Annotated in this window: 21 protein-coding genes; 11 read left to right on the top strand and 10 right to left on the bottom strand. The window is 65.6% G+C overall.

The window, feature by feature from the left end; genetic code table 11:
* Positions 1–554: 554 nt before the first annotated feature.
* The 3 genes from rho to hemE all read right to left on the bottom strand — a co-directional run bounded on the left by rho (position 555) and on the right by hemE (position 3514).
* Positions 555–1820, bottom strand: a complete 1266-nt coding sequence (rho, locus tag ACODTJ_RS26485; protein ID WP_257735420.1) for a transcription termination factor Rho — start codon at positions 1818–1820, stop codon at positions 555–557.
* Between the two features lie 225 nt (positions 1821–2045).
* Positions 2046–2468, bottom strand: coding sequence for a protoporphyrinogen oxidase HemJ (hemJ, locus tag ACODTJ_RS26480; RefSeq protein WP_454654381.1), 423 nt, complete (start codon positions 2466–2468; stop codon positions 2046–2048).
* Between the two features lie 11 nt (positions 2469–2479).
* On the bottom strand, positions 2480–3514 hold the full coding sequence (hemE, locus tag ACODTJ_RS26475) for a uroporphyrinogen decarboxylase (RefSeq protein WP_454654380.1): 1035 nt from the start codon (positions 3512–3514) through the stop codon (positions 2480–2482).
* Positions 3515–4003: 489 nt separating this feature from the next.
* On the opposite strand from hemE, the gene ACODTJ_RS26470 reads away from it, so the two are divergent.
* From ACODTJ_RS26470 to dnaQ, 5 genes are read left to right on the top strand one after another with little or no spacing between them, the layout of a single operon-like run.
* Positions 4004–4834 carry a pyruvate, water dikinase regulatory protein gene (locus ACODTJ_RS26470; RefSeq protein ID WP_454654379.1) on the top strand — a complete coding sequence of 277 codons (831 nt, stop codon included), beginning with the start codon at positions 4004–4006 and terminating at the stop codon, positions 4832–4834.
* Positions 4831–5457, top strand: a complete 627-nt coding sequence (locus tag ACODTJ_RS26465) for a Maf family protein (RefSeq protein ID WP_454654378.1) — start codon at positions 4831–4833, stop codon at positions 5455–5457. The genes ACODTJ_RS26470 and ACODTJ_RS26465 overlap by 4 nt, the downstream gene beginning before the upstream one ends.
* A 12-nt stretch (positions 5458–5469) precedes the next feature.
* Positions 5470–6303: a shikimate dehydrogenase gene (locus ACODTJ_RS26460; protein ID WP_454654376.1), complete on the top strand. Its 834-nt coding sequence runs from the start codon at positions 5470–5472 to the stop codon at positions 6301–6303.
* Between the two features lie 15 nt (positions 6304–6318).
* Positions 6319–6933 (top strand): dephospho-CoA kinase, encoded by a 615-nt coding sequence (gene coaE, locus ACODTJ_RS26455; protein ID WP_488850878.1) that lies wholly within the window; start codon positions 6319–6321, stop codon positions 6931–6933.
* Between the two features lie 4 nt (positions 6934–6937).
* Positions 6938–7654, top strand: a complete 717-nt coding sequence (gene dnaQ / locus ACODTJ_RS26450) for a DNA polymerase III subunit epsilon (RefSeq protein ID WP_454654373.1) — start codon at positions 6938–6940, stop codon at positions 7652–7654.
* Positions 7655–7816: 162 nt separating this feature from the next.
* Here dnaQ and ACODTJ_RS26445 read toward each other — a convergent pair whose 3' ends face one another.
* Positions 7817–8551, bottom strand: a complete 735-nt coding sequence (locus tag ACODTJ_RS26445) for a TerC family protein (protein WP_454654371.1) — start codon at positions 8549–8551, stop codon at positions 7817–7819.
* Positions 8552–8724: 173 nt separating this feature from the next.
* Positions 8725–9219, bottom strand: a complete 495-nt coding sequence (gene secB / locus ACODTJ_RS26440; protein WP_454654369.1) for a protein-export chaperone SecB — start codon at positions 9217–9219, stop codon at positions 8725–8727.
* A gap of 247 nt (positions 9220–9466) precedes the next feature.
* On the opposite strand from secB, the gene ACODTJ_RS26435 reads away from it, so the two are divergent.
* The 5 genes from ACODTJ_RS26435 (at position 9467) to ACODTJ_RS26415 (ending at position 13391) form a co-directional block, all read left to right on the top strand.
* Positions 9467–10192, top strand: coding sequence for a Tim44/TimA family putative adaptor protein (locus ACODTJ_RS26435; protein ID WP_454654367.1), 726 nt, complete (start codon positions 9467–9469; stop codon positions 10190–10192).
* Entirely contained in the window at positions 10189–11358 is a 1170-nt protein-coding gene (gene mltA, locus ACODTJ_RS26430; protein ID WP_454654365.1) for a murein transglycosylase A, read from the top strand. The genes ACODTJ_RS26435 and mltA overlap by 4 nt, the downstream gene beginning before the upstream one ends.
* A gap of 1 nt (position 11359) precedes the next feature.
* Positions 11360–11923, top strand: a complete 564-nt coding sequence (locus ACODTJ_RS26425; protein ID WP_454654364.1) for a Smr/MutS family protein — start codon at positions 11360–11362, stop codon at positions 11921–11923.
* On the top strand, positions 11920–12294 hold the full coding sequence (locus ACODTJ_RS26420) for a helix-turn-helix domain-containing protein (RefSeq protein WP_454654362.1): 375 nt from the start codon (positions 11920–11922) through the stop codon (positions 12292–12294). The genes ACODTJ_RS26425 and ACODTJ_RS26420 overlap by 4 nt, the downstream gene beginning before the upstream one ends.
* Positions 12295–12392: 98 nt before the next feature.
* Positions 12393–13391: an adenosine kinase gene (locus ACODTJ_RS26415; protein WP_454654360.1), complete on the top strand. Its 999-nt coding sequence runs from the start codon at positions 12393–12395 to the stop codon at positions 13389–13391.
* 188 nt (positions 13392–13579) lie between these two features.
* On the opposite strand, the gene ACODTJ_RS26410 is transcribed toward ACODTJ_RS26415, so the two are convergent.
* The 4 genes from ACODTJ_RS26410 to ACODTJ_RS26395 form a co-directional block, all read right to left on the bottom strand.
* Entirely contained in the window at positions 13580–14215 is a 636-nt protein-coding gene (locus ACODTJ_RS26410) for a pyridoxamine 5'-phosphate oxidase family protein (protein ID WP_454654359.1), read from the bottom strand.
* A gap of 264 nt (positions 14216–14479) precedes the next feature.
* Positions 14480–16651 (bottom strand): polyribonucleotide nucleotidyltransferase, encoded by a 2172-nt coding sequence (gene pnp, locus ACODTJ_RS26405; RefSeq protein ID WP_488850874.1) that lies wholly within the window; start codon positions 16649–16651, stop codon positions 14480–14482.
* 260 nt (positions 16652–16911) lie between these two features.
* Entirely contained in the window at positions 16912–17181 is a 270-nt protein-coding gene (rpsO, locus tag ACODTJ_RS26400; protein ID WP_377843400.1) for a 30S ribosomal protein S15, read from the bottom strand.
* Between the two features lie 197 nt (positions 17182–17378).
* Positions 17379–17750: a winged helix-turn-helix transcriptional regulator gene (locus ACODTJ_RS26395; RefSeq protein WP_442896376.1), complete on the bottom strand. Its 372-nt coding sequence runs from the start codon at positions 17748–17750 to the stop codon at positions 17379–17381.
* A 124-nt stretch (positions 17751–17874) separates the two neighbouring features.
* On the opposite strand from ACODTJ_RS26395, the gene ACODTJ_RS26390 reads away from it, so the two are divergent.
* Entirely contained in the window at positions 17875–18498 is a 624-nt protein-coding gene (locus ACODTJ_RS26390) for an NAD(P)-dependent oxidoreductase (protein ID WP_488850871.1), read from the top strand.
* A 79-nt stretch (positions 18499–18577) separates the two neighbouring features.
* On the opposite strand, the gene ACODTJ_RS26385 is transcribed toward ACODTJ_RS26390, so the two are convergent.
* Positions 18578–18928 carry an Atu4866 domain-containing protein gene (locus ACODTJ_RS26385; RefSeq protein WP_454654353.1) on the bottom strand — a complete coding sequence of 117 codons (351 nt, stop codon included), beginning with the start codon at positions 18926–18928 and terminating at the stop codon, positions 18578–18580.
* Between the last annotated feature and the right edge of the window lie 364 nt (positions 18929–19292).

Raw genomic sequence — 19292 nt, 5'->3', positions numbered from 1 at the left:
GCAGCCGATCCGCGCTGCCCGGCGCCGGTTCGTCCGGTATGACCAGGGTGGAATCCGTGGCACTACCAGCCATACCGCGTACCTGCTGCGGAAAGCTCGCGTTGATGCGACCGAAACCGGCATACCCGCCCCAGCCAGATCACCGGAGAACGGTGGCGGAGCCTACCCATCAGGCAGCGAGCCGAGAGAGCGATCCGCCCGAACCTACGATGCGCAGAGCTTCGGCACTACCGAGGTCACCCGATACGGCGCCCACTGACATGTAACCTACACAGTCGGCGCGCAATGCAGGGCCATACCACTTCGGTATGACTCGGTCCGACTCGATCCGTCTGAGGTGGACGCGGTCTGCCCGCGACAGTTCCACAATGCGCGGACATGACGGGTGGACCAGGCCGCAGTGAGCCAACCATCACGGATCCGAATCGACCACTCGCTATCAAGATCTGGCGTATCGCCCGGTGGCATCATCACGGGTGCTGAAACGATTTCGCCGCCGCATCGAGGAATCGATACGGCGGCGAATCGAACGCCCGATACCGGTTGCGCGATCGTCAGGTATTCATCGAATCGAAGAATTCCGAGTTCTGCTTGGTCTGGCGCAGCTTGTCGATGAGGAACTCGATCGCGTCCTGCGGACCCATCGGGTTGAGGATGCGGCGCAACACATAGGTCTTCTGCAGGTCCGAGCGCGGCGTGATGAGCTCTTCCTTACGGGTGCCGGACTTGAGGATGTCGATCGCCGGGAAGATGCGCTTGTCCGCCACCTTGCGGTCGAGCACGATTTCCGAGTTACCGGTGCCCTTGAACTCTTCGAAGATCACCTCGTCCATGCGCGAGCCCGTATCGATCAGCGCCGTCGCGACGATGGTCAGCGAGCCGCCTTCCTCGATATTGCGGGCCGCACCGAAGAAGCGCTTCGGGCGCTGCAGGGCGTTGGCGTCGACACCGCCGGTCAGGACCTTGCCGGAGGACGGCACCACCGTGTTGTAGGCGCGGCCGAGGCGCGTGATCGAATCGAGCAGGATCACGACGTCGCGGCCATGCTCGACCAGGCGCTTGGCTTTCTCGATCACCATCTCCGCGACCTGGACGTGACGCGAGGCCGGCTCGTCGAAGGTCGACGACACGACCTCGCCCTTCACCGAGCGCTGCATGTCCGTGACTTCTTCCGGTCGCTCGTCGATGAGCAGCACGATCAGATAGCACTCAGGGTGATTGCTGGTGATCGACTGCGCGATGTTCTGGAGCAGAACCGTCTTACCCGTGCGCGGCGGCGCGACGATGAGCGCGCGCTGGCCCTTGCCGATCGGCGCGACGATATCGATGACCCGCGGCGAGAAATCCTTCTTCGTCGGGTCCTGCACTTCGAGCTTCAGGCGCTCGTCCGGGTAGAGCGGCGTCAGGTTGTCGAAATGGATCTTGTGCTTGATCTTCTCCGGGTCCTCGAAATTGATCGAGTTGACCTTGAGCAGGGCGAAATAGCGCTCGCCATCCTTCGGGCCACGAATCGGGCCCTCGACCGTATCGCCGGTGCGCAGGCCGAACTTCCGGATCTGTGAGGGCGAGACATAGATATCGTCCGGGCCCGGCAGATAGTTCGAATCGGAGGAGCGCAGGAAGCCGAAGCCGTCCTGCAGGACCTCGACGACACCTTCGCCCAAGATCTCGGTCTCGCGCGCCGCGAGCTGCTTCAGGATAGCGAACATCAGCTCCTGCTTGCGCATGGTGCTGGCGTTCTCGACCTCGACTTCCTCGGCGAAGGCCAGGAGTTCGGTCGGCGACTTGCTCTTAAGCTCTTGAAGCTTGATTTCCCGCATGGGGCACCCGGATCGTGAACACCCTGCCAAAGAGCAGGGGAGAGGACGGTACTGGATTGATCGACTTATCGGCCCTGACCGGACCTGCGCGAGGGTTGCGCGACATGAGCTGCTGCTAGGGCAGACAGCTCACGAACAGTCGACAACAAGGGAGGACGCTGGAGAAGCGTAGCGTCCTGATAGCGGGAATCGGGTCCGGGCTCAAGCGGGAAAGCGCGTAGAACCTTAGAACGGCTTCACGATGACGAGAATGACGATGCCGACCATCAGCACCGCCGGGATCTCGTTGAGTATCCGGAAATAGCGCGGTGACTTCACATTGCGGTCATTGGCGAAATTGCGCACGTGCTTCACCAGCACGCCGTGGATGCCGGAGAGGATGAAGACGAGCAGAAGCTTGCCGTGCAGCCAGCCGCCCTTGAAGCCGAACGCGTACCAGGCGAGGTAGAGGCCGAGCACCCAGGTCACAATCATAGCCGGATTGATGATGCCCTTGAGCAGCCGGCGCTCCATGATCTTGAAGGTCTCGGACTGGATCGAGCCGGTCTGCGCCTCCGCGTGATAGACCATCAATCGCGGCAGATAGAGCATGCCGGCCATCCAAGAGATGACGGCCATGACATGGAAAGCCTTGATCCACTCGTACATCGCCTGAGCCCTCAGCCCCGTACCCGTTTCAGCAAGCGCTCGACATGCGCGATCGGCGTGTCCGGCAGGATGCCGTGGCCGAGATTGAAGATGAACGGCCTGTCGCCAAACGCGGTCAGGATGGCATCGACCTCACGTTCCAGCGCGTCACCACCGGCGCGCAGCACCAACGGATCGAGATGGCCCTGCACCGGCACCCTGGACTGGATCGCGTCGCGAACGAAGTCCCGGTCGATATCGGTTTCGAGCCCGACGGCGTCGACGCCGGTCCCTGCGATGTAATCCGGAATCAGATGCCCGGCACCGCGCGGAAAGCCGATGATCCGGACCTGCGGATGCGCTGCCCGCACACCCTCGACGATCCGACGCGTCGGCGCGATGCACCAGCGCTTGAAATCATCCGGCCCGAGCGACCCCGCCCAGCTATCGAAGATCTGGACGGCATCGACGCCGGCGGCGATCTGCGCATTCAGATAAGCGATCGACGAGACCACGATCCGGTCGATGATCGCCTGGAATAGAATCGGGTCGCGTTCGAACAACGCCTTCGCCGGCCCCTGATCCGGTGTTCCGCGACCGGCGACCATATAGGTCGCCACGGTCCAGGGCGCGCCGCAGAAGCCGATGAAACCGGTCTCGCGGGGCAGGGCAGCCCGAACCCGGCGAACCGTCTCCGGGATCGAATCGAGCTTGGCCTGATCCGCGACGCGATCGATCTCCGCCAGGCGGCTGGCATCGGCCACGGGTTCCAGGCGCGGCCCCTCCCCTTCGGCGAACCAGAGCCTCTGGCCGAGGGCCTGCGGAACGAGAAGGATATCCGCGAACAGGATCGCGGCATCGAAGCCGAAGCGTCGGATCGGCTGGAGCGTCACTTCGGCTGCCAGCTCGGGATTGTAGCAGAGCGACAGGAAGCTGCCGGCCTTGGCCCTGAGCTCGCGATATTCCGGGAGATATCGACCGGCCTGGCGCATCATCCAGATCGGAGGCGTCGGAAGCGTTTCGCCGCCGAGCACACGAATCAGGGCAGGGATCTGGCTTGTCGTCATGCCTGGCGGGCCATCCATCCCGCTATCTCTCAAATAAGATTCCTAGAGAGAATCTTATTGTTTTGACTCTTGGAGACAGGGAGATAGCCCGCCGCAATTTCGTCCACAACCGATCCACAGGCACTGGGACAGCGAGTCGCGGGCGGGCCGGGGCCTCGATCAGGAGTTAAAGCTTTATTAACGAACTGGAATCGGCGGTGCCCACGCCGGCTTCCAAAATGATTCACGTGAAACACTTTCTTTACCATTCACAGCCGGGCGTCTGTTGATGGACTGGGCGGGTTATACAGAGCCGCGGCCCAACCGTCCGTTTCCGTTCGGTTGTCCACACTGGTCCCCATGGCCCGGGATAACCCGGCCGTTCCCGCAAGCGCTTCAGAAGCCGGCTTCGCTGGAAAGGAGACCTGTGGCGTCAATTCGCCTCGGGGCGATTCCGGTCGGGCTCAAAGCGCGCTAGAGGAAGAGAACGCTTCAGGCCGGGGGGATGCCGTGGTCCGCAATTATTTCCATCTGCATCTGGTCTCGGATGCGACGGGCGAGACGCTGATCGCCGTCAGCCGCGCCGCCGCCGCGCAATACGAAACCGTCTCCGCGATCGAGCATGTCTATCCGCTGGTCCGCTCCGAGGCGCAGCTCGCGCGCGTCCTCGCCGAGATCGAGGCTTCGCCCGGTGTCGTGCTTTACACGCTGGTCGAGCCGGAATGGCAGGAGAAGCTGGAGAGTTTCTGTCGCGATCTCGGCTGCCCCTGCCTGTCGGTGCTGCAGCCCGTGCTCTCGCTGTTCCAGTCCTATCTCGGCCAGGCCTCGGCACCGAAGCCCGGCGCGCAGCATGTGCTCAACACCGAATATTTCCGTCGCATAGACGCGATGAACTACACGCTGCTGCATGATGACGGGCAGATGGGCGGCGATCTCGACAATGCCGATGTCATCCTGGTCGGCATCAGCCGAACCTCCAAGACACCGACGAGCATCTATCTTGCCAATCGTGGCATCAAGACCGCGAACATTCCGCTGGTGCCGAATATTCCTCTGCCGCCCGAACTGGAAAACGCCAGGAGGCCCCTCATCGTCGGCCTCATCGCCAGTGCCGATCGCATCGTCCAGATCCGGCAGAACCGGTTGCTGTCGCTGCGCGCCGACGACGATACCGCCTATGTCGATCCGGAAGCTGTTGCCGACGAGGTCACGCAGTCACGCCGCCTCTGCGCCCGCAAGGGCTGGCCGGTGATCGACGTGACGCGCCGCTCGATCGAGGAGACCGCGGCCTCGATCCTCGACCTGCTCCGCGACCACCGCATGAAGTTCATCGCGACATGAGCACCTCGTCCAATCTCTGGCTCTCCGACGCGCCGCTGATCCTCGCCTCCGGCAGCACGACCCGGCGAGACATGCTCCTGGCTGCCGGCATCCCGGTCGAGGTAGTGAAACCGGAGATCGACGAACGTGCGGTCGAAAAACCGCTGGTCGATCGCGGTGTCCCGGCGGATCAGGTGGCCGCGGCGCTTGCCTGCGCCAAGGCGCTTTCGGTCTCGCGCGATCGTCCCGACCGCTTCGTGCTCGCCGCCGACCAGACGTTGATTTGCGACGATGTCGCCTTTCACAAGCCCGCCGATCTTGCGGCAGCGGAACGCCAGATCGCCTCCCTTGCCGGCCGGACTCACGAGCTCCACTCCGCCTTCGTCATTGCGCGAGATGGCGCGCCGTTGGCCGATGGGCTCGAGGCGGCACGGCTGACCATGCGCCCGCTCAACACCGACTTCATCGCGCGTTATGTCGCCGTCGCCGGTTCGGCTGCCTTGTCCAGCGTCGGCGGTTATCAACTGGAGGGACTGGGCGCGCAGCTCTTCGAGAAGGTCGAAGGCGACCATTTCACCATTCTGGGCTTGCCGCTCCTGGCGGTGCTTTCGGCGTTGCGCGATCTCGATTGCCTCGCCCGCTAACGGACTTCATTCATGGCGCCTCGCTGCTTCGTCATCGGACATCCCATCGCGCATTCGCGCTCGCCTTTGATCCATGGCGAATGGCTGCGCGAGCATCGGCTCCCCGGTTCCTATGAGCGGATCGATGTCGCCCCGGCCGAACTCCCGGCGTTCATCGCGCGCCTGCGCGAGGGGGAATTCGCGGGCGGCAACGTCACCGTGCCGCATAAGGAAGCGGTCATGGCGCTGGTCGACGAGATCAGCGATGCCGGCCGCGCGGTCGGCGCCGTCAACACGCTCTGGCGCGAAGGCGGCCGGATCATCGCTGATAACAGCGATGTCGGCGGTTTCCTCGCTCATCTCGATGCGACGGTGCCCGGCTGGCAGGATCGCGTCGATACGGTTCTCGTCCTTGGCGCAGGCGGCGCGGCCCGCGGCATCTGCTACGGTTTGAAGTCGCGCGGCGTCGCACGGATCCTCGTCGTCAACCGCAGCCCCGAACGCGCGGCCGAACTGGTCGCCGCTCTCGGCCATCCCCTTGAGGCTGGCGATTGGGCGAAGCGCGACAGCCTCGTTGGTGAGGCCGATCTCATCGTCAATACGACGGCGCTTGGCATGCAGGGCAAGCCGCCGCTGGAGATCGATCTCGCGGCCCTGCGGCCGGGAGCCATCGTCGACGATATCGTCTATGTCCCCCTGAAGACGACGCTGCTGGCCGAGGCGGAACGGCGCGGCGGCGTTCCCGTGGATGGGCTCGGCATGCTGCTCCACCAGGCTGTGCCCGGCTTCGCCCGCTGGTTCGGCGTGACGCCGCAGGTGACGCCGGCCCTGCGTTCCCTGATCGAAGCCGATATCCTGAAGGCCTGATTCGCCGGAGCCGTCATGACTTTCGTGCTGGGCCTCACGGGCTCGATCGGAATGGGAAAATCGACAACCGCGCAGCTCTTCGTGCAGCGCGGCGTGCCGCTCCATGATGCCGATGCGGCCGTGCATCGCCTGCATCGCGGCCGGGCTGCGGCGCCGATTGAGGCCGCCTTTCCGGGAACGGTGATCGACGGGGCGGTCGATCGCGCGAAGCTGGGCGCTGCGGTGCTCGGCAAGCCCGAGGCCTTGCACCGGCTCGAAGCGATCATCCATCCGCTGGTGCGCGAGGAGGAGGAAGCCTTCCTTGCCCGCTGCCGCTGGGACGGGGCGGGGCTCGCGGTCATCGACGTGCCGCTCCTGCTCGAAACGGGTGGAGAGGCACGTTGTGATGCGGTCCTTGTCGTGACGGCTCCAGCAAAGGTTCAGCGTCAGCGCGTCCTCGCCCGTCCCGGCATGACCGCGGAAAAGCTCGACGCCATCCTGTCGCGCCAGATGCCGGATGCTGAGAAGCGCCGCCATGCCCATTTCCTTGTGGACACCTCGCGCGGTCTCGTGGCCGCCGAGCGGCAGGTCGGCTCTATCCTGATGGCGCTCGCCGGCCGTCCCGGGCGCGGTGCGCAAGCGAGGTGCTGAAGCGATGCGCGAGATCGTTCTCGATACCGAAACCACCGGCGTCGAAGCCAATAATGGCGACCGCATCGTCGAGATCGGCTGCGTCGAGCTGCTCAATCATTGCCCGAGCGGCCGGACCTTCCACGTCTATATCAATCCCGAGCGCTCGATGCCGATCGAGGCCTTCAACGTCCACGGCCTCTCGGAAGAATTCCTCTCGGACAAGCCGCTCTTCGCGGCGGTCGCGCAGGAATTCGCGGAGTTCATCGCCGGCGCCAAGCTGGTGATCCACAACGCCGCCTTCGACGTCGGCTTCATCAACATGGAGTTCAAGCGTCTCGGCCTGCCGCCGATCGAACAGGCCCTGGTGGTCGACACCCTGTCGATGGCGCGCCGCAAGCATCCCGGTGCCTCGAACAGCCTCGACGCGCTCTGCTCGCGCTATGGCATCGACAACGGCCGCCGGACCAAGCACGGCGCGCTCCTCGACTCCGAGATCCTGGCGGAAGTCTATATCGAGCTGATCGGCGGCAAGCAGGCCTCGCTCGGCCTTGGCGATGCGGCTGCGGCGGGCCGTGGCGACATCGCGGTGGCGGCGGTCGAGAAGCCGCAGCGTCAGCGCCCGCTGGCGCCACGCCTCAGCGCTGAGGCGCTCAAGGCGCATGAGGCCTTCATTCTCGGCTCGCTCAAGGCGCCGCTCTGGAAGAGCTATCTCGGCATAACCGACGACGCGGCGCAGTAGCACCGCGGCTTGTCATTCCGGGGCTTCGCGAAGCGAAGAACCCGGAACCCACGACCGGGTGAGCGGACTGCAACCGAACACCCGGTATCTCACCCAGTCATGAATTCCGGGTTCGCGCCAGCGGCGCGCCCCCGGAATGACAAGGGAGGGTGAGCCCGAAGCTTATCGCGCCCGGCGGCGCGATACCATGTTGAGCGCCTCGATCAGGGCCGAGAAGGCCATCGCGGCGTAGATATAGCCCTTCGGCACATGCACGCCGAAGCCCTCGGCGATCAGCGTGCCGCCGATCATCAGCAGGAAGCCCAGCGCCAGCATCACGACGGTCGGGTTCTTGTCGATGAAGCGCGCCAGCGGGTCGGCGGCGAGCAGCATCGTCAGCACCGCGACGAGGACGGCGATGACCATGACCGGCACATGCTCGGTCATGCCGACGGCGGTGATGATCGAGTCGATCGAGAACACCAGGTCGAGGATCAGGATCTGGAAGATCGCGGCGCCGAAGCTCAGCGTCACCGCGCGCGTGCCGCCCTCGGCCAGGACCGATTCCGGATCGGGATCGACCTTGTGATGGATCTCCTTCGTCGCCTTCCAGACCAGGAACAGGCCACCGGCGATCAGGATGAGGTCACGCCAGGAGAAGGTCTGTCCGAAGATCGAGAAGATCGGGGCGGTGAGCTTGACGATGATGGCGACGGTGCCGAGCAGGGCCAGACGCAGGATGAGGGCCAGGCCGATGCCGATCCTGCGGCCCTTGGAGCGCTGATGCTCCGGCAGCTTGTTGGTCAGGATCGAGATGAAGATCAGGTTGTCGATGCCGAGCACGACCTCCATGGCGATCAGTGCCCCGAGCGCGGCCCAGACAGCGGGATCGGCGGCAAGCGTCAGAAGGTGGTCCATCGGTTCTCCATCGGATACGAAAAAAGGGCGGGCGTCCCTGCCGGGGCGTCCGCCGTTGCTTCGGGCACATGGCGAGGGGTGCCTCGCTCCGCAAGGACAACAATCATCCGCAATAAACGAAGAAAGGGCCCGCGAGGGGCCCTTTCGTAATCCTTTGCCGATGCGGCGACCGATCAGTTGGTTGCAGCGCCCTGCTGGCCTTCGAGCTCCTGCAGGCGCTGCTGGAAGAGCTGCGCGAAGTCGATCGGCGGCACGTAGAAGGGCGGGAAGCCGCCGTTCTGCACGGCCTCGGCGATGATCTGCCGGGCGAAGGGGAAGAGCAGACGGGCGCAGTCGATCACCAGCACGGGGTGAACATGCTCCTGCGGGATGTTCTGCAGACGGAACACGCCGGCATAGCTGAGGTCGAAGGCGAACAGCGTCTCGCCCTTGACCTCGGCCTTGCCTTCGAGGCGCAGCACGGTCTCGTAATCGTTGTCGCCGAGCGCGGTCGAGCCGACATTGACCTGCAGCGACATCTGCGGGCCCTGCTGGGCGTCCTGCTGAGCGAGCGAGCGCGGCGCCTTCGGGTTCTCGAACGAGAAATCCTTGGTGTACTGGATCAGGGCGTTTAGGCTCGGAGCCGCTTCGGCGCCGGCGCCATTGCCGTTGGGGAGTTCGTTGGCCATCGGTCCCATCTCGTTCTGGCAGGCTGTCTCGGGAAATCCCGTGCCTCTGCCGGCATTCGGGACTGCGCTCCATGCTATGGAGCGGCGCGCGCGTCGGCTATCATGGACGTCGTGCCGGCACAAGAACTCGCCTTCACAAGCGAGGGGGTGGATGTTACGAGCCTGTCTCACCATATGACTGGTGAAGGCCCGGCGCTTGAGGCGCATAAGGGTCAGGCAACAACGGGGAGCCACGGGTCAGCTTTCGATGCAGAATTCCTTCGACATGCAGACTCTGATCTTCCTGGCCCTGGCCGTGTTCGTGGCTTGGAAGCTGCGCTCCGTGCTCGGCCAGAAGACCGGTCACGAACAGCCCAAAGATCCCTTCGCCCGCCGCGAGACGCCGCCGATGCGGCCGGATCAGGCGCAGAGCCAGGACAAGAGTGACAATGTTATCCGCCTGCCCGGCGCCGCGAACGATCCCGTCGCACCCCAGCCGCCGGCAGCCGAACGCTGGAAAGACCTGGCCGCGCCGGGTTCAGCCGTCAGCGCGGGCATCGAGGCGGTGATCCGTCAGGAGCCCGGCTTCGATCCGCATGAATTCGTCGGCGGCGCCAAGGCCGCCTATGAGGCGATCGTCACCGCCTTCGCGCGTGGCGACCGCAAGATGCTGAAGGGCCTCCTCGCCAAGGAGGTCTATGACGGCTTCGAGCAGGCCATCACCGAGCGCGAGAAGCGCGGCGAGAAGGCGGAATCCAATTTCGTCTCGATCGACAAGGCCGACCTCGCCGCTGTCGAGGTCAAGGGCAAGACCGCGCAGGTCACGATCGCCTTCGTCTCGCAGCTCATCAGCGTTACCCGCGACGCTCAGGGCGCGGTCGTCGATGGCAGCGCCGAGCAGGTCTCGGAGGTCAACGACATCTGGACCTTCTCGCGCCAGCTCGGCAGCCGCGATCCCAACTGGCTGCTCGTCGCCACCGAATCCGCCGCGTGAATCGCGGCGGCGCCGGTGTCGCACTGGCGTTCTCCGCTGCCCTGGGCCTTGCATCCGTGACCGCCATGGCCTCGCCGCCCCCGCTGCCCCAAGGAGCCCGCGCCGAGGCGATGTCGCCCGCCGCGATCCCCGGCTGGGCGCAGGACGATCACGGCAAGGCTTTTGCCATCTTCGCCCAGGGCTGCATGGCCGATCCGCCCTTGCGCCAGGGCGTGCCGTTGCCGGAGCGTCTGACCGCCGTCTGTGACAACGCCAAGGCGCTCGCGGCGGCGGGCCCGGTCGGGCGCGAGCAGGCGAAAACCTTCTTCGAGCAGAATTTCGCCTTCTGGCTGATACGGCCGGAAACCGGCGAGACCGGCTTCACCACCGGCTATTTCGAGCCGGAATTCGAGGGCTCGCTGACCCGTTCGGATGCCTTCCCGACGCCGCTCTACGACCGGCCGAAGGATCTGGTGACGCGCTTCTCCGAGGATGACTGGCCGGGCCTCGATAAAACGCTTTCGGCTGCGCGCAGAACGGCCAAGGGCTTCGAGCCGTTCCCGGATCGCACCGCGATCGAGACCGGCGCGCTCGACGGGCAGGGGCTTGAAATCCTCTGGCTGCGCGATCCCGTCGACCGCTTCGTCCTGCAGGTGCAGGGCTCGGGCCGGGTTCGCCTGCCGGATGGCTCGGTCACGCGATTGAGCTATTCCGGTCGCAACGGCCATCCCTATACCTCGCTCGGCCGCGTGCTCAGCCAGCGCGAGGCCATTCCGCCCGAGCAGATGACGATGGACCGGCTGATCGCCCGGCTGAAGGCCGATGCCGGCTTCGCCCGTGACCTGATCCGCCTGAACAAATCCTTCGTCTTCTTCGCCCGTCGCGACGACCTGCCGGCCGAGAGCGGCCCGATCGGCGGCGCCGGCCTGCCGTTGACGCCGATGCGGAGCATTGCCGTGGACCGGACGGCCTGGCCCTATGGCCTCCCCGTCTGGATCGATACGACGCTTCCCGACGGGGCTGGCGGCAACGAGCATCTCGCCCGCCTGATGATCGCGCAGGATACCGGCTCGGCCATCCTCGGGCCGGCCCGTATGGATCTCTTCGTTGGCTCGGGCGCCGAAGCAGGGCATCGCGCCGGCCTGATCCGCCATCCCGTCGCCTTCACATTGCTCTGGCCGCGCTGAAATGCGGTCTCGCCGCGGAAAGACGCTGACGGAGGCCGATATCGCGCTCTGGCGACAGGTCGCGCGTTCGGTCAAGCCGCTGCCCGGTCGGGCGCCGGTGGAGCCGGAGCCTGTCCCCGAGCCGGCAGCTCCCGCACCGGTTGAAACTGCTATGCGCGCCGTTGCGGCGGTTTCTCCGGCCAAGGCCGCTCCACCATCGGCCCCTCCGCTGGCGCCGATCGAGCGGCGTTTGCGCACGCAGTTGCGCCGCGGCCAGCAGAGCGTCGATGCCTCGATAGACTTGCATGGCATGCGGCAGGACGAGGCGCATCTGGCGCTCCATGCCTTCCTGCGCCGCGAGCAGCGGCGCGGCTGCCGCATCGCGCTGGTGGTCACCGGAAAGGGCGCGCTTGCGCCGGCGCTGTTCGGCGACGAGCGCGGCGTGCTGCGCCGGATGGTGCCGCACTGGCTGCGCCTTCCCGATCTGCGCGCGCTGGTCCTCGGCTTCGAGGAGGCCGAGCAGCGCCATGGCGGCTCCGGCGCGCTCTATGTCCGTCTGCGGCGCCTCAGGGAGCATGGGCCGTGACGCCCTTCGGCCAGCGTGTCCGGGCGCTGCGGGAGGCGCGTGGCATGAGCCTCGCGCAGATGGCGGAGGGCCTCGGTGTCTCGCCGGCCTATCTCTCGGCGCTTGAGCATGGCAAGCGCGGCCGCCCGACCTTCAGCCTGATCCAGGGCACGATCCATCTCCTCGGCGTGATCTGGGACGAGGCGGACGAGCTCGTTCGCCTCGCCGATCTCTCGCATCCGCGCGTGGTCATCGATACGGCCGGGCTCGATCCGGAGGCAACGCTCTTCGCGAACCGGCTGGCGCGCGAGATCGGCCTGCTGGAGGACGAGGACCTGCGCCGCCTCGCCGTTGTGCTCGACGAGGCCGCCGCCCGCCGCGATCCCGCCTGATTCGCCCCGCTTGACCCCGCATCACACGGATGCGACAGGGCCAGCACCTTTCCTTTCGGCCGACGGGCCGCGCCATCCGGACAGAGCAAGCAAGAGCCATGACCCAGACCCGCACGGACGTCCTCGCCCTCGGTAACGCCATCGTCGACGTGCTGGCTTCGGCCGAGGAGGATTTCCTCATCGCCCAGAAGCTGACCAAGGGCGCGATGATGCTGATCGACGAGGCCCGCGCCGAGTCCCTCTACGCCGCCATGGGCCCGGCCCGGATCATCTCGGGTGGCTCGGCCGCCAACACCATCGCTGGTCTCGCTTCCTTCGGCGGCAAGGGTGCCTTCATCGGCAAGGTCCGCGGCGACGAACTCGGCAAGCTCTATCGCCATGACCTGACCTCGCTCGGTGTCGCCTTCGGCACAGCCGATGCGGCGGAAGGCCCGGCGACGGCGCGCTCCTTCATCATCGTCACGCCCGATGGCGAGCGCACGATGAACACCTATCTCGGCGCCTGCCAAGGCCTCTCGGTGGCCGATGTCGACGCCAAGGCCGTTGAGGCCGCCGATATCGTCTATCTCGAAGGCTATCTCTGGGACCCGCCGGCGGCCAAGGAGGCCTTCCGCAAGGCGTCGGAGATCACGCACAAGGCCGGTGGCCGCGTCGCCATCACCCTGTCCGATTCCTTCTGTGTCGACCGCTATCGCGACGAGTTCGTCGGCCTGATCCGCAACCGCATGGTCGATCTCGTCTTCGCCAACGAGCATGAGCTCAAGAGCCTCTACGAGACCTCGGATTTCGACACGGCCCTGTCCTGGCTGCGTTCGGAGAACATCCTGGCCGTCGTCACCCGCTCCGAGAAGGGCGCGCTGGCGGTGACGCCGGACGGCATCGTCGAGGAGCCGGTCTTCCCGGTTGAGCGCGTGGTCGATGCGACCGGTGCCGGCGATCTCTTCGCCGCCGGCTTCCTCTACGGCCTAACCTCGAACCGCGAGACCCGCGACTGCCTGCGCCTCGGCGCGCTCGCCGCGGCCGAGATCATCTCGCATGTCGGCGCCCGGCCGGATGTCGTCCTGAAGACGCTGGCGGGGAACGAAGGCCTGCTGTGAGGCGCAACGCCGAGGACACCACGATTGTCATTCCGGGGCGGCCCTTTGGGCCGAACCCGGAACCCACGACCGGGTGACGTCCGAATTACAATTCCTCCGGCGTCCCTGATCGCTCGGTCTCACCTCGTCGTGGGTTCCGGGTTCTTCGCTGCGCGAAGCCCCGGAATGACAAGGCGACGAGCTCTCTCTCAATACAGAGTCGCCTTGACCCGTCCCGGCAGCGCCTCGTCATAGGTCTTGCCGTCGAAGGTCGCGACCTCGGCGTTGCGTGCCGTGATGTCGCGCAGGATCGTGCCGGGTGAGGGCAGGCTGCGCCGGTCGACCTGCCGCTCCGCGTTCCAGAGCTCCGCTCGCACCACCGCGCGCGAGCACTGGAAGTAGACCGCCTCGACATGGACGACCATCACGCTTGCCGGCAGCTTCCCGGCCATCTCGAACCGCGATAACAACTCTGGGTCGCAGGAAATCTCCGCGCGTCCGTTCACGCGCAGCGTCTCGCCGCAACCGGGGATCAGGAAGAGCATTCCGATTCGATCGTCGAACAGGATATTCTTTAACGAATCCAGCCGGTTATTGCCTTTTCGGTCGGGAATCAAGAGCGTTTTCGTGTCCCGGACCGTGACAAAGCCCGGCAGATCCCCGCGCGGCGAACAATCCAGCCCCTCCGGACCGACTGTCGCGAGCACGAAAAACGGCGAGGCCGCGATCAGCGCCGCATAGTTCGCATCGACATGATCGATCTCCTTGAAGGTCGATGCCGGCGCGACCGGGTTGGGGTAGGCACGAGAGAGGTCGTCGAGCGAGGCGATGCGGTGGTCGGACATGCCGGTCTCCATGGGTCGGCATATGTCTAGACTATTGGGCGCGCATCCACCAGCCGTCATTCTTGGGCTCCCCGAAGCCGTGACCCGGGAAGCTCCAGACGAGAAGATGCGGGAGCCTCACGCGGCACGAGATGCTGGGAGCAAGTCCGAGCATGATGCGCGGCTCGACCGTTGCTCCGTTCGAGGTTGCGAAACCTGAAACGAAAAACGCCCCGCATCATCCGATGCGGGGCGTCTTGTCTTACACAAGCTGGCGGGCGGTGATTACTCGGCCGCGCCCTGCTTCTCGCGGTTCTTCTCGGCCTCGCGCTGGGCCTTGAGCTTCTCGGTGAGGTCTTCGCCGGTGGCCTGGTCGACGACCTTCATCGAGAGGCGGATCTTGCCGCGCTCGTCCTGGCCGAGGAACTTGACCTTGACCTTGTCGCCTTCCTTGACGACGTCCGAGACCTTCTGGACCCGCTGCGGAGCGAGCTCGGAGATGTGGACGAGGCCGTCCTTGGCGCCGAAGAAGTTCACGAAGGCGCCGAACTCCATGATCTTGACGACGGTGCCGTCATAGATCACGCCGACTTCGGCCTCCGAGACGATCGACTTGATCCACTTGATCGCGGCTTCGATCGACTTGCCGTCGGCCGAGGCGATCTTGATGGTGCCGTCGTCCTCGATGTTCACCTTGGCGCCGGTCTTCTCGACGATCTCGCGGATGACCTTGCCGCCGGAGCCGATGACTTCACGGATCTTGTCGACCGGGATCTTCATCGTCTCGATGCGCGGCGCGAACTCGCCGAGCTGGCTGCGCGAGGCGGAGAGCGCCTTGTTCATCTCGCCGAGGATGTGCTCGCGACCGCCCTTGGCCTGCTCGAGGGCGACCTTCATGATCTCCTCGGTGATGCCGGCGATCTTGATGTCCATCTGCAGCGAGGTGATGCCCGCGGCGGTACCGGCCACCTTGAAGTCCATGTCGCCGAGATGATCCTCGTCACCGAGGATGTCGGAGAGCACGGCGAAGCGCTTGCCTTCGAGGATCAGGCCCATCGCGATGCCCGCGACCGGCGACTTCAGCGGAACGCCCGCATCCATCAGCGCCAGCGAGGTGCCGCAGACGGTGGCCATCGAGGAGGAGCCGTTCGACTCGGTGATCTCCGAGACGACGCGGATCGTGTAGGGGAACTCCGACTTCGCCGGCAGCATCGGGCGGATGGCGCGCCAGGCGAGCTTGCCATGGCCGATTTCGCGGCGACCGGGCGAACCCATGCGACCGGTCTCGCCGACCGAGTAGGGGGGGAAGTTGTAGTGCAGCAGGAAGGTTTCCTTGTAGGTGCCTTCCAGCGAGTCGATGAACTGCTCGTCATCGCCGGTGCCGAGCGTGGTCACGACCAGCGCCTGCGTCTCGCCGCGGGTGAACAGAGCCGAGCCGTGGGTGCGCGGCAGCATGCCGGCCTCGGCGACGATCTTGCGCACGGTCTTCAGATCGCGGCCGTCGATGCGGGTGCCGTCGTCGAGGATGGTCCAGCGCACGACCTTGGCCTGGGCTTCCTTGAACTGGCCGCCGACCTGCTCCTTGGTGAAGGTGGTCTTGCCGTCCGGCTCGGCCGAGATCAGCGAGGCGACCTTGGCCTTGGCGGCGTCCAGCGCCTTGTAGCGCTCGGCCTTGGTGGTGATCTTGTAGGCGGCGCGCAGGTCGGCGTCGACGAGCTTCAGGACGGCGTCCAGGACGACGGAGTTGTCGGCCGGGGTGTAGTCGCGCGGCTCCTTGGCGGCCTTCTCGGCCAGGCGGATGATGGCGTCGATCACCGGCTGGAAATGCTTGTGGCCGAACATCACGGCGCCGAGCATCACGTCCTCGGGAAGCTCCTTGGCTTCCGACTCGACCATCAGCACGGCGTCCTGGGTGCCGGCGACGACGAGGTCGAGAACCGATTCCTTGGCCTCTTCGATCGTCGGGTTCAGCTTGTAGGCGCCGTCGATATAGCCGACGCGGGCGCCGCCGATCGGGCCCATGAAGGGCACGCCGGAAAGGGTGAGTGCAGCCGAGGTCGCGACCATCGCGAGGATGTCGGGATCGTTCTCGAGGTCATGCTGGAGAACGGTGACGACGACCTGCGTGTCGTTCTTGTAGCCTTCGACGAAGAGCGGGCGGATCGGACGGTCGATCAGGCGGGAGACCAGGGTCTCCTTCTCGCTCGGACGGCCTTCGCGCTTGAAATAGCCGCCGGGGATGCGGCCGGCCGCGAAGGTCTTTTCCTGGTAGTTCACGGTCAGCGGGAAGAAGTCGAAGCCCGGCTTCGGCTCTTTGGCCGAGACGACGGTCGCGAGCACGACGGTCTCGCCATAGGTGGCCATCACGGCGCCGTCGGCCTGGCGGGCGACCTTGCCGGTCTCGAGGACGAGCTTGCGGCCGCCCCAGATCAGTTCTTCGGTTTGGATGTCGAACATGTTTTTCGTCTTTCGGTCGGGTTCGACCCGTCCGGTGCCTTCAGGTCCATGGGCAAGACGGCGGAACGCTCGGGTGTGAAAGGGATTGCGCCCGAGCGCTCGGCGATCCTGCCATGGACGTCTTGGGCGCCCGGCGGGTCACGCGGGAAGGCCGCCCCATGCGGCCGCCGCGGCAGTCAGGTGGCTCGCCCCATGGCGGCTTCACCTGAGAAGGAGCCGCCCGGAGCAGGTCGCACCGGGCGGAAACCGTCAGCTCTCGATCAGCGGCGGATGCCGAGCTTCTCGATCAGCGTCTTGTAGCGGGCCTCTTCCTTGCCCTTCAGGTAGTCCAGCAGGGACCGGCGCTGCGAGACCAGCTTGAGCAGGCCGCGGCGCGAGTGGTTGTCCTTGTTGTGGGACTTGAAGTGGCCGGTGAGGTTGGTGATGCGCTCCGTGAGGATCGCGATCTGCACTTCCGGCGAGCCGGTGTCGTTCGGCTTGGTGGCGTGTTCCAGGATCAGCGCGGTCTTGCGCTCGGCAGTGATCGACATCGGGATATCCTCGTGTTCGGGTTGATCTGGCGGGCCAGGCCGGGATGTCGTCCAGCAAGGTCCGAAGCCCGCGAGCCGCCTCATCGCGGAGGGGTCGCGCCGCCGGCTTTTCGGCCGGTTGCCCGGGCATATACACGAAATCGGTGGAAACGCCAGCGTTCCCGAGACCGGCTGGCTGTGAAGCCCTTGACGGCGCGTTAGGCCGAAGCCTCGCCGCGATCATAGCGCTGCTGCGCCGCCTCGACCTCGCCGATATGCGCCTCGGCCCACAGCGTCAGCTGGTTCACGGTCTGCGCCAGCGTCCGCCCGAGTTCGGTCAGCGAGTACTCGACGGTCACCGGAACCGTCGCGAACACCTCGCGCCGCACCAGCCCGTCGCGCTCCAGGCTCTTTAGTGTCTGCGACAGCATCTTCTGCGAGATATTCTCGATCCGCCGCCTGAGTTCGTTAAAGCGCAGGGTGCCGTCGTCGAGCGCGATCAGGATCAGCACCGCCCAGGTATCGCCGATGCGATCGAGCACGCGCCGCGTCGGGCATAAGGCCTGGAAAGGGTCGGGGCGTTTCAGCATGGCGGTTTCCCGGAGGTGACCATGTCGCGTGAAAGTGCCTTCTTTACGGGGCGGGGCGGCAGGATCAGATAGGTTCCATTGGAGTGTAGGTATCTGTTGGATACCACAACAAGGAGCCCCTGTCATGAAAGTCGCCAAGAAGGTCGCATTGATCGGCGCCAGCGGATTCATCGGTTCGCGCCTGCTGGCCGAACTCTCCGCCCGCGGACATGCCGTCACCGCCATCGTCCGCAGCCCCGAAAAGGTCGCCGTGCTGCCCGGCGTCACCGCCGTCAAGGGAGATGTCTTCGACAAGGACGGGCTTGCCGCGCTCCTTGCCGGCCATGACGCGGTGATCAGCGCCGTGCATTTCACCGCCAGCGACCCGCAAACCCTGCTCGCGGCGGTCAGGCAGTCGGGCGCGAAGCGCTATCTCGTCGTCGGCGGCGCCGGCAGCCTTGAGGTCGCGCCGGGCGTGCAGCTCTTCGACACGCCGGAATTCCCGGCCATCTATCTCGACGAAGCCCGCAAGGGCGGCGCTTTCCTCGACCTGCTGAAGCAAGAGCAGGGCCTCGACTGGACCTTCCTCTCGCCTTCGGCCCTGATCCAGCCGGGCGAGCGCACCGGGACATTCCGCCTCGGCACTGACCAGCTTCTCGCCGACGCCAAGGGCAACAGCTCGATCTCGGCGGAGGACTATACGATCGCCCTCGTCGACGAGCTGGAGACGCCGACCCATAGCCGCCGCCGCTTCACGGTCGGCTACTGATTTCTCGCGCCAATAAGAAAAGGGCCGCGCCTCCGGAGGGAGGCGCGGCCCTTTTTCATTGAACGGCTCGCAATTGCGCTTACGCCTTGCGGAAGCGCTTCTCGCCGATGCTGAGCGTGCCGCGCTTCAGCTTCCCGAGCGCGACCCAACCCGTCTCGCCCTCGAAATAGAGCTTCGAGCGGTCGACCGCGTAGCGGCCGACATGGTTGGCGCCGGCGGCGGGCTTCGCCTTGTGGAACTGACCGTCGGGCCTGAGGTCGATCAGGATCGATCCGTCCTCGGTCTTCCACTGGCCGATCGCGGCCTGTTCGAAGGGGCCGAGCGTGTCGGCGATGTCGAAATCGATCTCGAGCGGGCGGACGGTACGGCTAGCCGGCGCGAAGCCGGACGCGAACTGGCCGAGAGCCTGAAGAACCTGGCTGAACTGCATGGTTTTCGTCTCCCTGTGGTGGTGACGGCTGAAACCGCTTGTCGCAGACATCCCCGTCGGGACCTGTCAGCAAGCGGTGCGGCATCGATCGACTCCAGCGAGTCGGTCGAGGAACGTCACGAATTGAATGTGCGAGGGCGGCGTCGTGATCGAGCAAAGCTCCGGCGCCTGTCACGGAGATAGGTCGCAAGCGGGCCTCCGCAAGATGCGGCGCCAGAATTTTTGCCTGAAACGCGAACGGCGCCCCGGAGGGCGCCGTTCGGATGTCATGGTCGCGGTGGCTCCGAGGCGGTGCCGCCTCAGAACTCCTCCCATCCGGAGTCGCTGGCCCGGCCGCTGCCGCCATTGGCGACCTTGCGCGGGG

The sequence above is a fragment of the Allobosea sp. FG18 genome, assembly GCF_057809495.1.
This window is presented reverse-complemented; position numbering and strand designations above follow the sequence as displayed.

Coding starts and splice junctions, on each gene's coding strand:
- rho (WP_257735420.1), bottom strand. CDS start 1,820: ATGCGGGAAATCAAGCTTCAAGAGCTTAAGAGCAAGTCGCCGACCGAA.
- hemJ (WP_454654381.1), bottom strand. CDS start 2,468: ATGTACGAGTGGATCAAGGCTTTCCATGTCATGGCCGTCATCTCTTGG.
- hemE (WP_454654380.1), bottom strand. CDS start 3,514: ATGACGACAAGCCAGATCCCTGCCCTGATTCGTGTGCTCGGCGGCGAA.
- ACODTJ_RS26465 (WP_454654378.1), top strand. CDS start 4,831: ATGAGCACCTCGTCCAATCTCTGGCTCTCCGACGCGCCGCTGATCCTC.
- ACODTJ_RS26460 (WP_454654376.1), top strand. CDS start 5,470: ATGGCGCCTCGCTGCTTCGTCATCGGACATCCCATCGCGCATTCGCGC.
- coaE (WP_488850878.1), top strand. CDS start 6,319: ATGACTTTCGTGCTGGGCCTCACGGGCTCGATCGGAATGGGAAAATCG.
- dnaQ (WP_454654373.1), top strand. CDS start 6,938: ATGCGCGAGATCGTTCTCGATACCGAAACCACCGGCGTCGAAGCCAAT.
- ACODTJ_RS26445 (WP_454654371.1), bottom strand. CDS start 8,551: ATGGACCACCTTCTGACGCTTGCCGCCGATCCCGCTGTCTGGGCCGCG.
- secB (WP_454654369.1), bottom strand. CDS start 9,219: ATGGCCAACGAACTCCCCAACGGCAATGGCGCCGGCGCCGAAGCGGCT.
- ACODTJ_RS26435 (WP_454654367.1), top strand. CDS start 9,467: ATGCAGAATTCCTTCGACATGCAGACTCTGATCTTCCTGGCCCTGGCC.
- ACODTJ_RS26425 (WP_454654364.1), top strand. CDS start 11,360: ATGCGGTCTCGCCGCGGAAAGACGCTGACGGAGGCCGATATCGCGCTC.
- ACODTJ_RS26415 (WP_454654360.1), top strand. CDS start 12,393: ATGACCCAGACCCGCACGGACGTCCTCGCCCTCGGTAACGCCATCGTC.
- ACODTJ_RS26410 (WP_454654359.1), bottom strand. CDS start 14,215: ATGTCCGACCACCGCATCGCCTCGCTCGACGACCTCTCTCGTGCCTAC.
- pnp (WP_488850874.1), bottom strand. CDS start 16,651: ATGTTCGACATCCAAACCGAAGAACTGATCTGGGGCGGCCGCAAGCTC.
- rpsO (WP_377843400.1), bottom strand. CDS start 17,181: ATGTCGATCACTGCCGAGCGCAAGACCGCGCTGATCCTGGAACACGCC.
- ACODTJ_RS26395 (WP_442896376.1), bottom strand. CDS start 17,750: ATGCTGAAACGCCCCGACCCTTTCCAGGCCTTATGCCCGACGCGGCGC.
- ACODTJ_RS26390 (WP_488850871.1), top strand. CDS start 17,875: ATGAAAGTCGCCAAGAAGGTCGCATTGATCGGCGCCAGCGGATTCATC.
- ACODTJ_RS26385 (WP_454654353.1), bottom strand. CDS start 18,928: ATGCAGTTCAGCCAGGTTCTTCAGGCTCTCGGCCAGTTCGCGTCCGGC.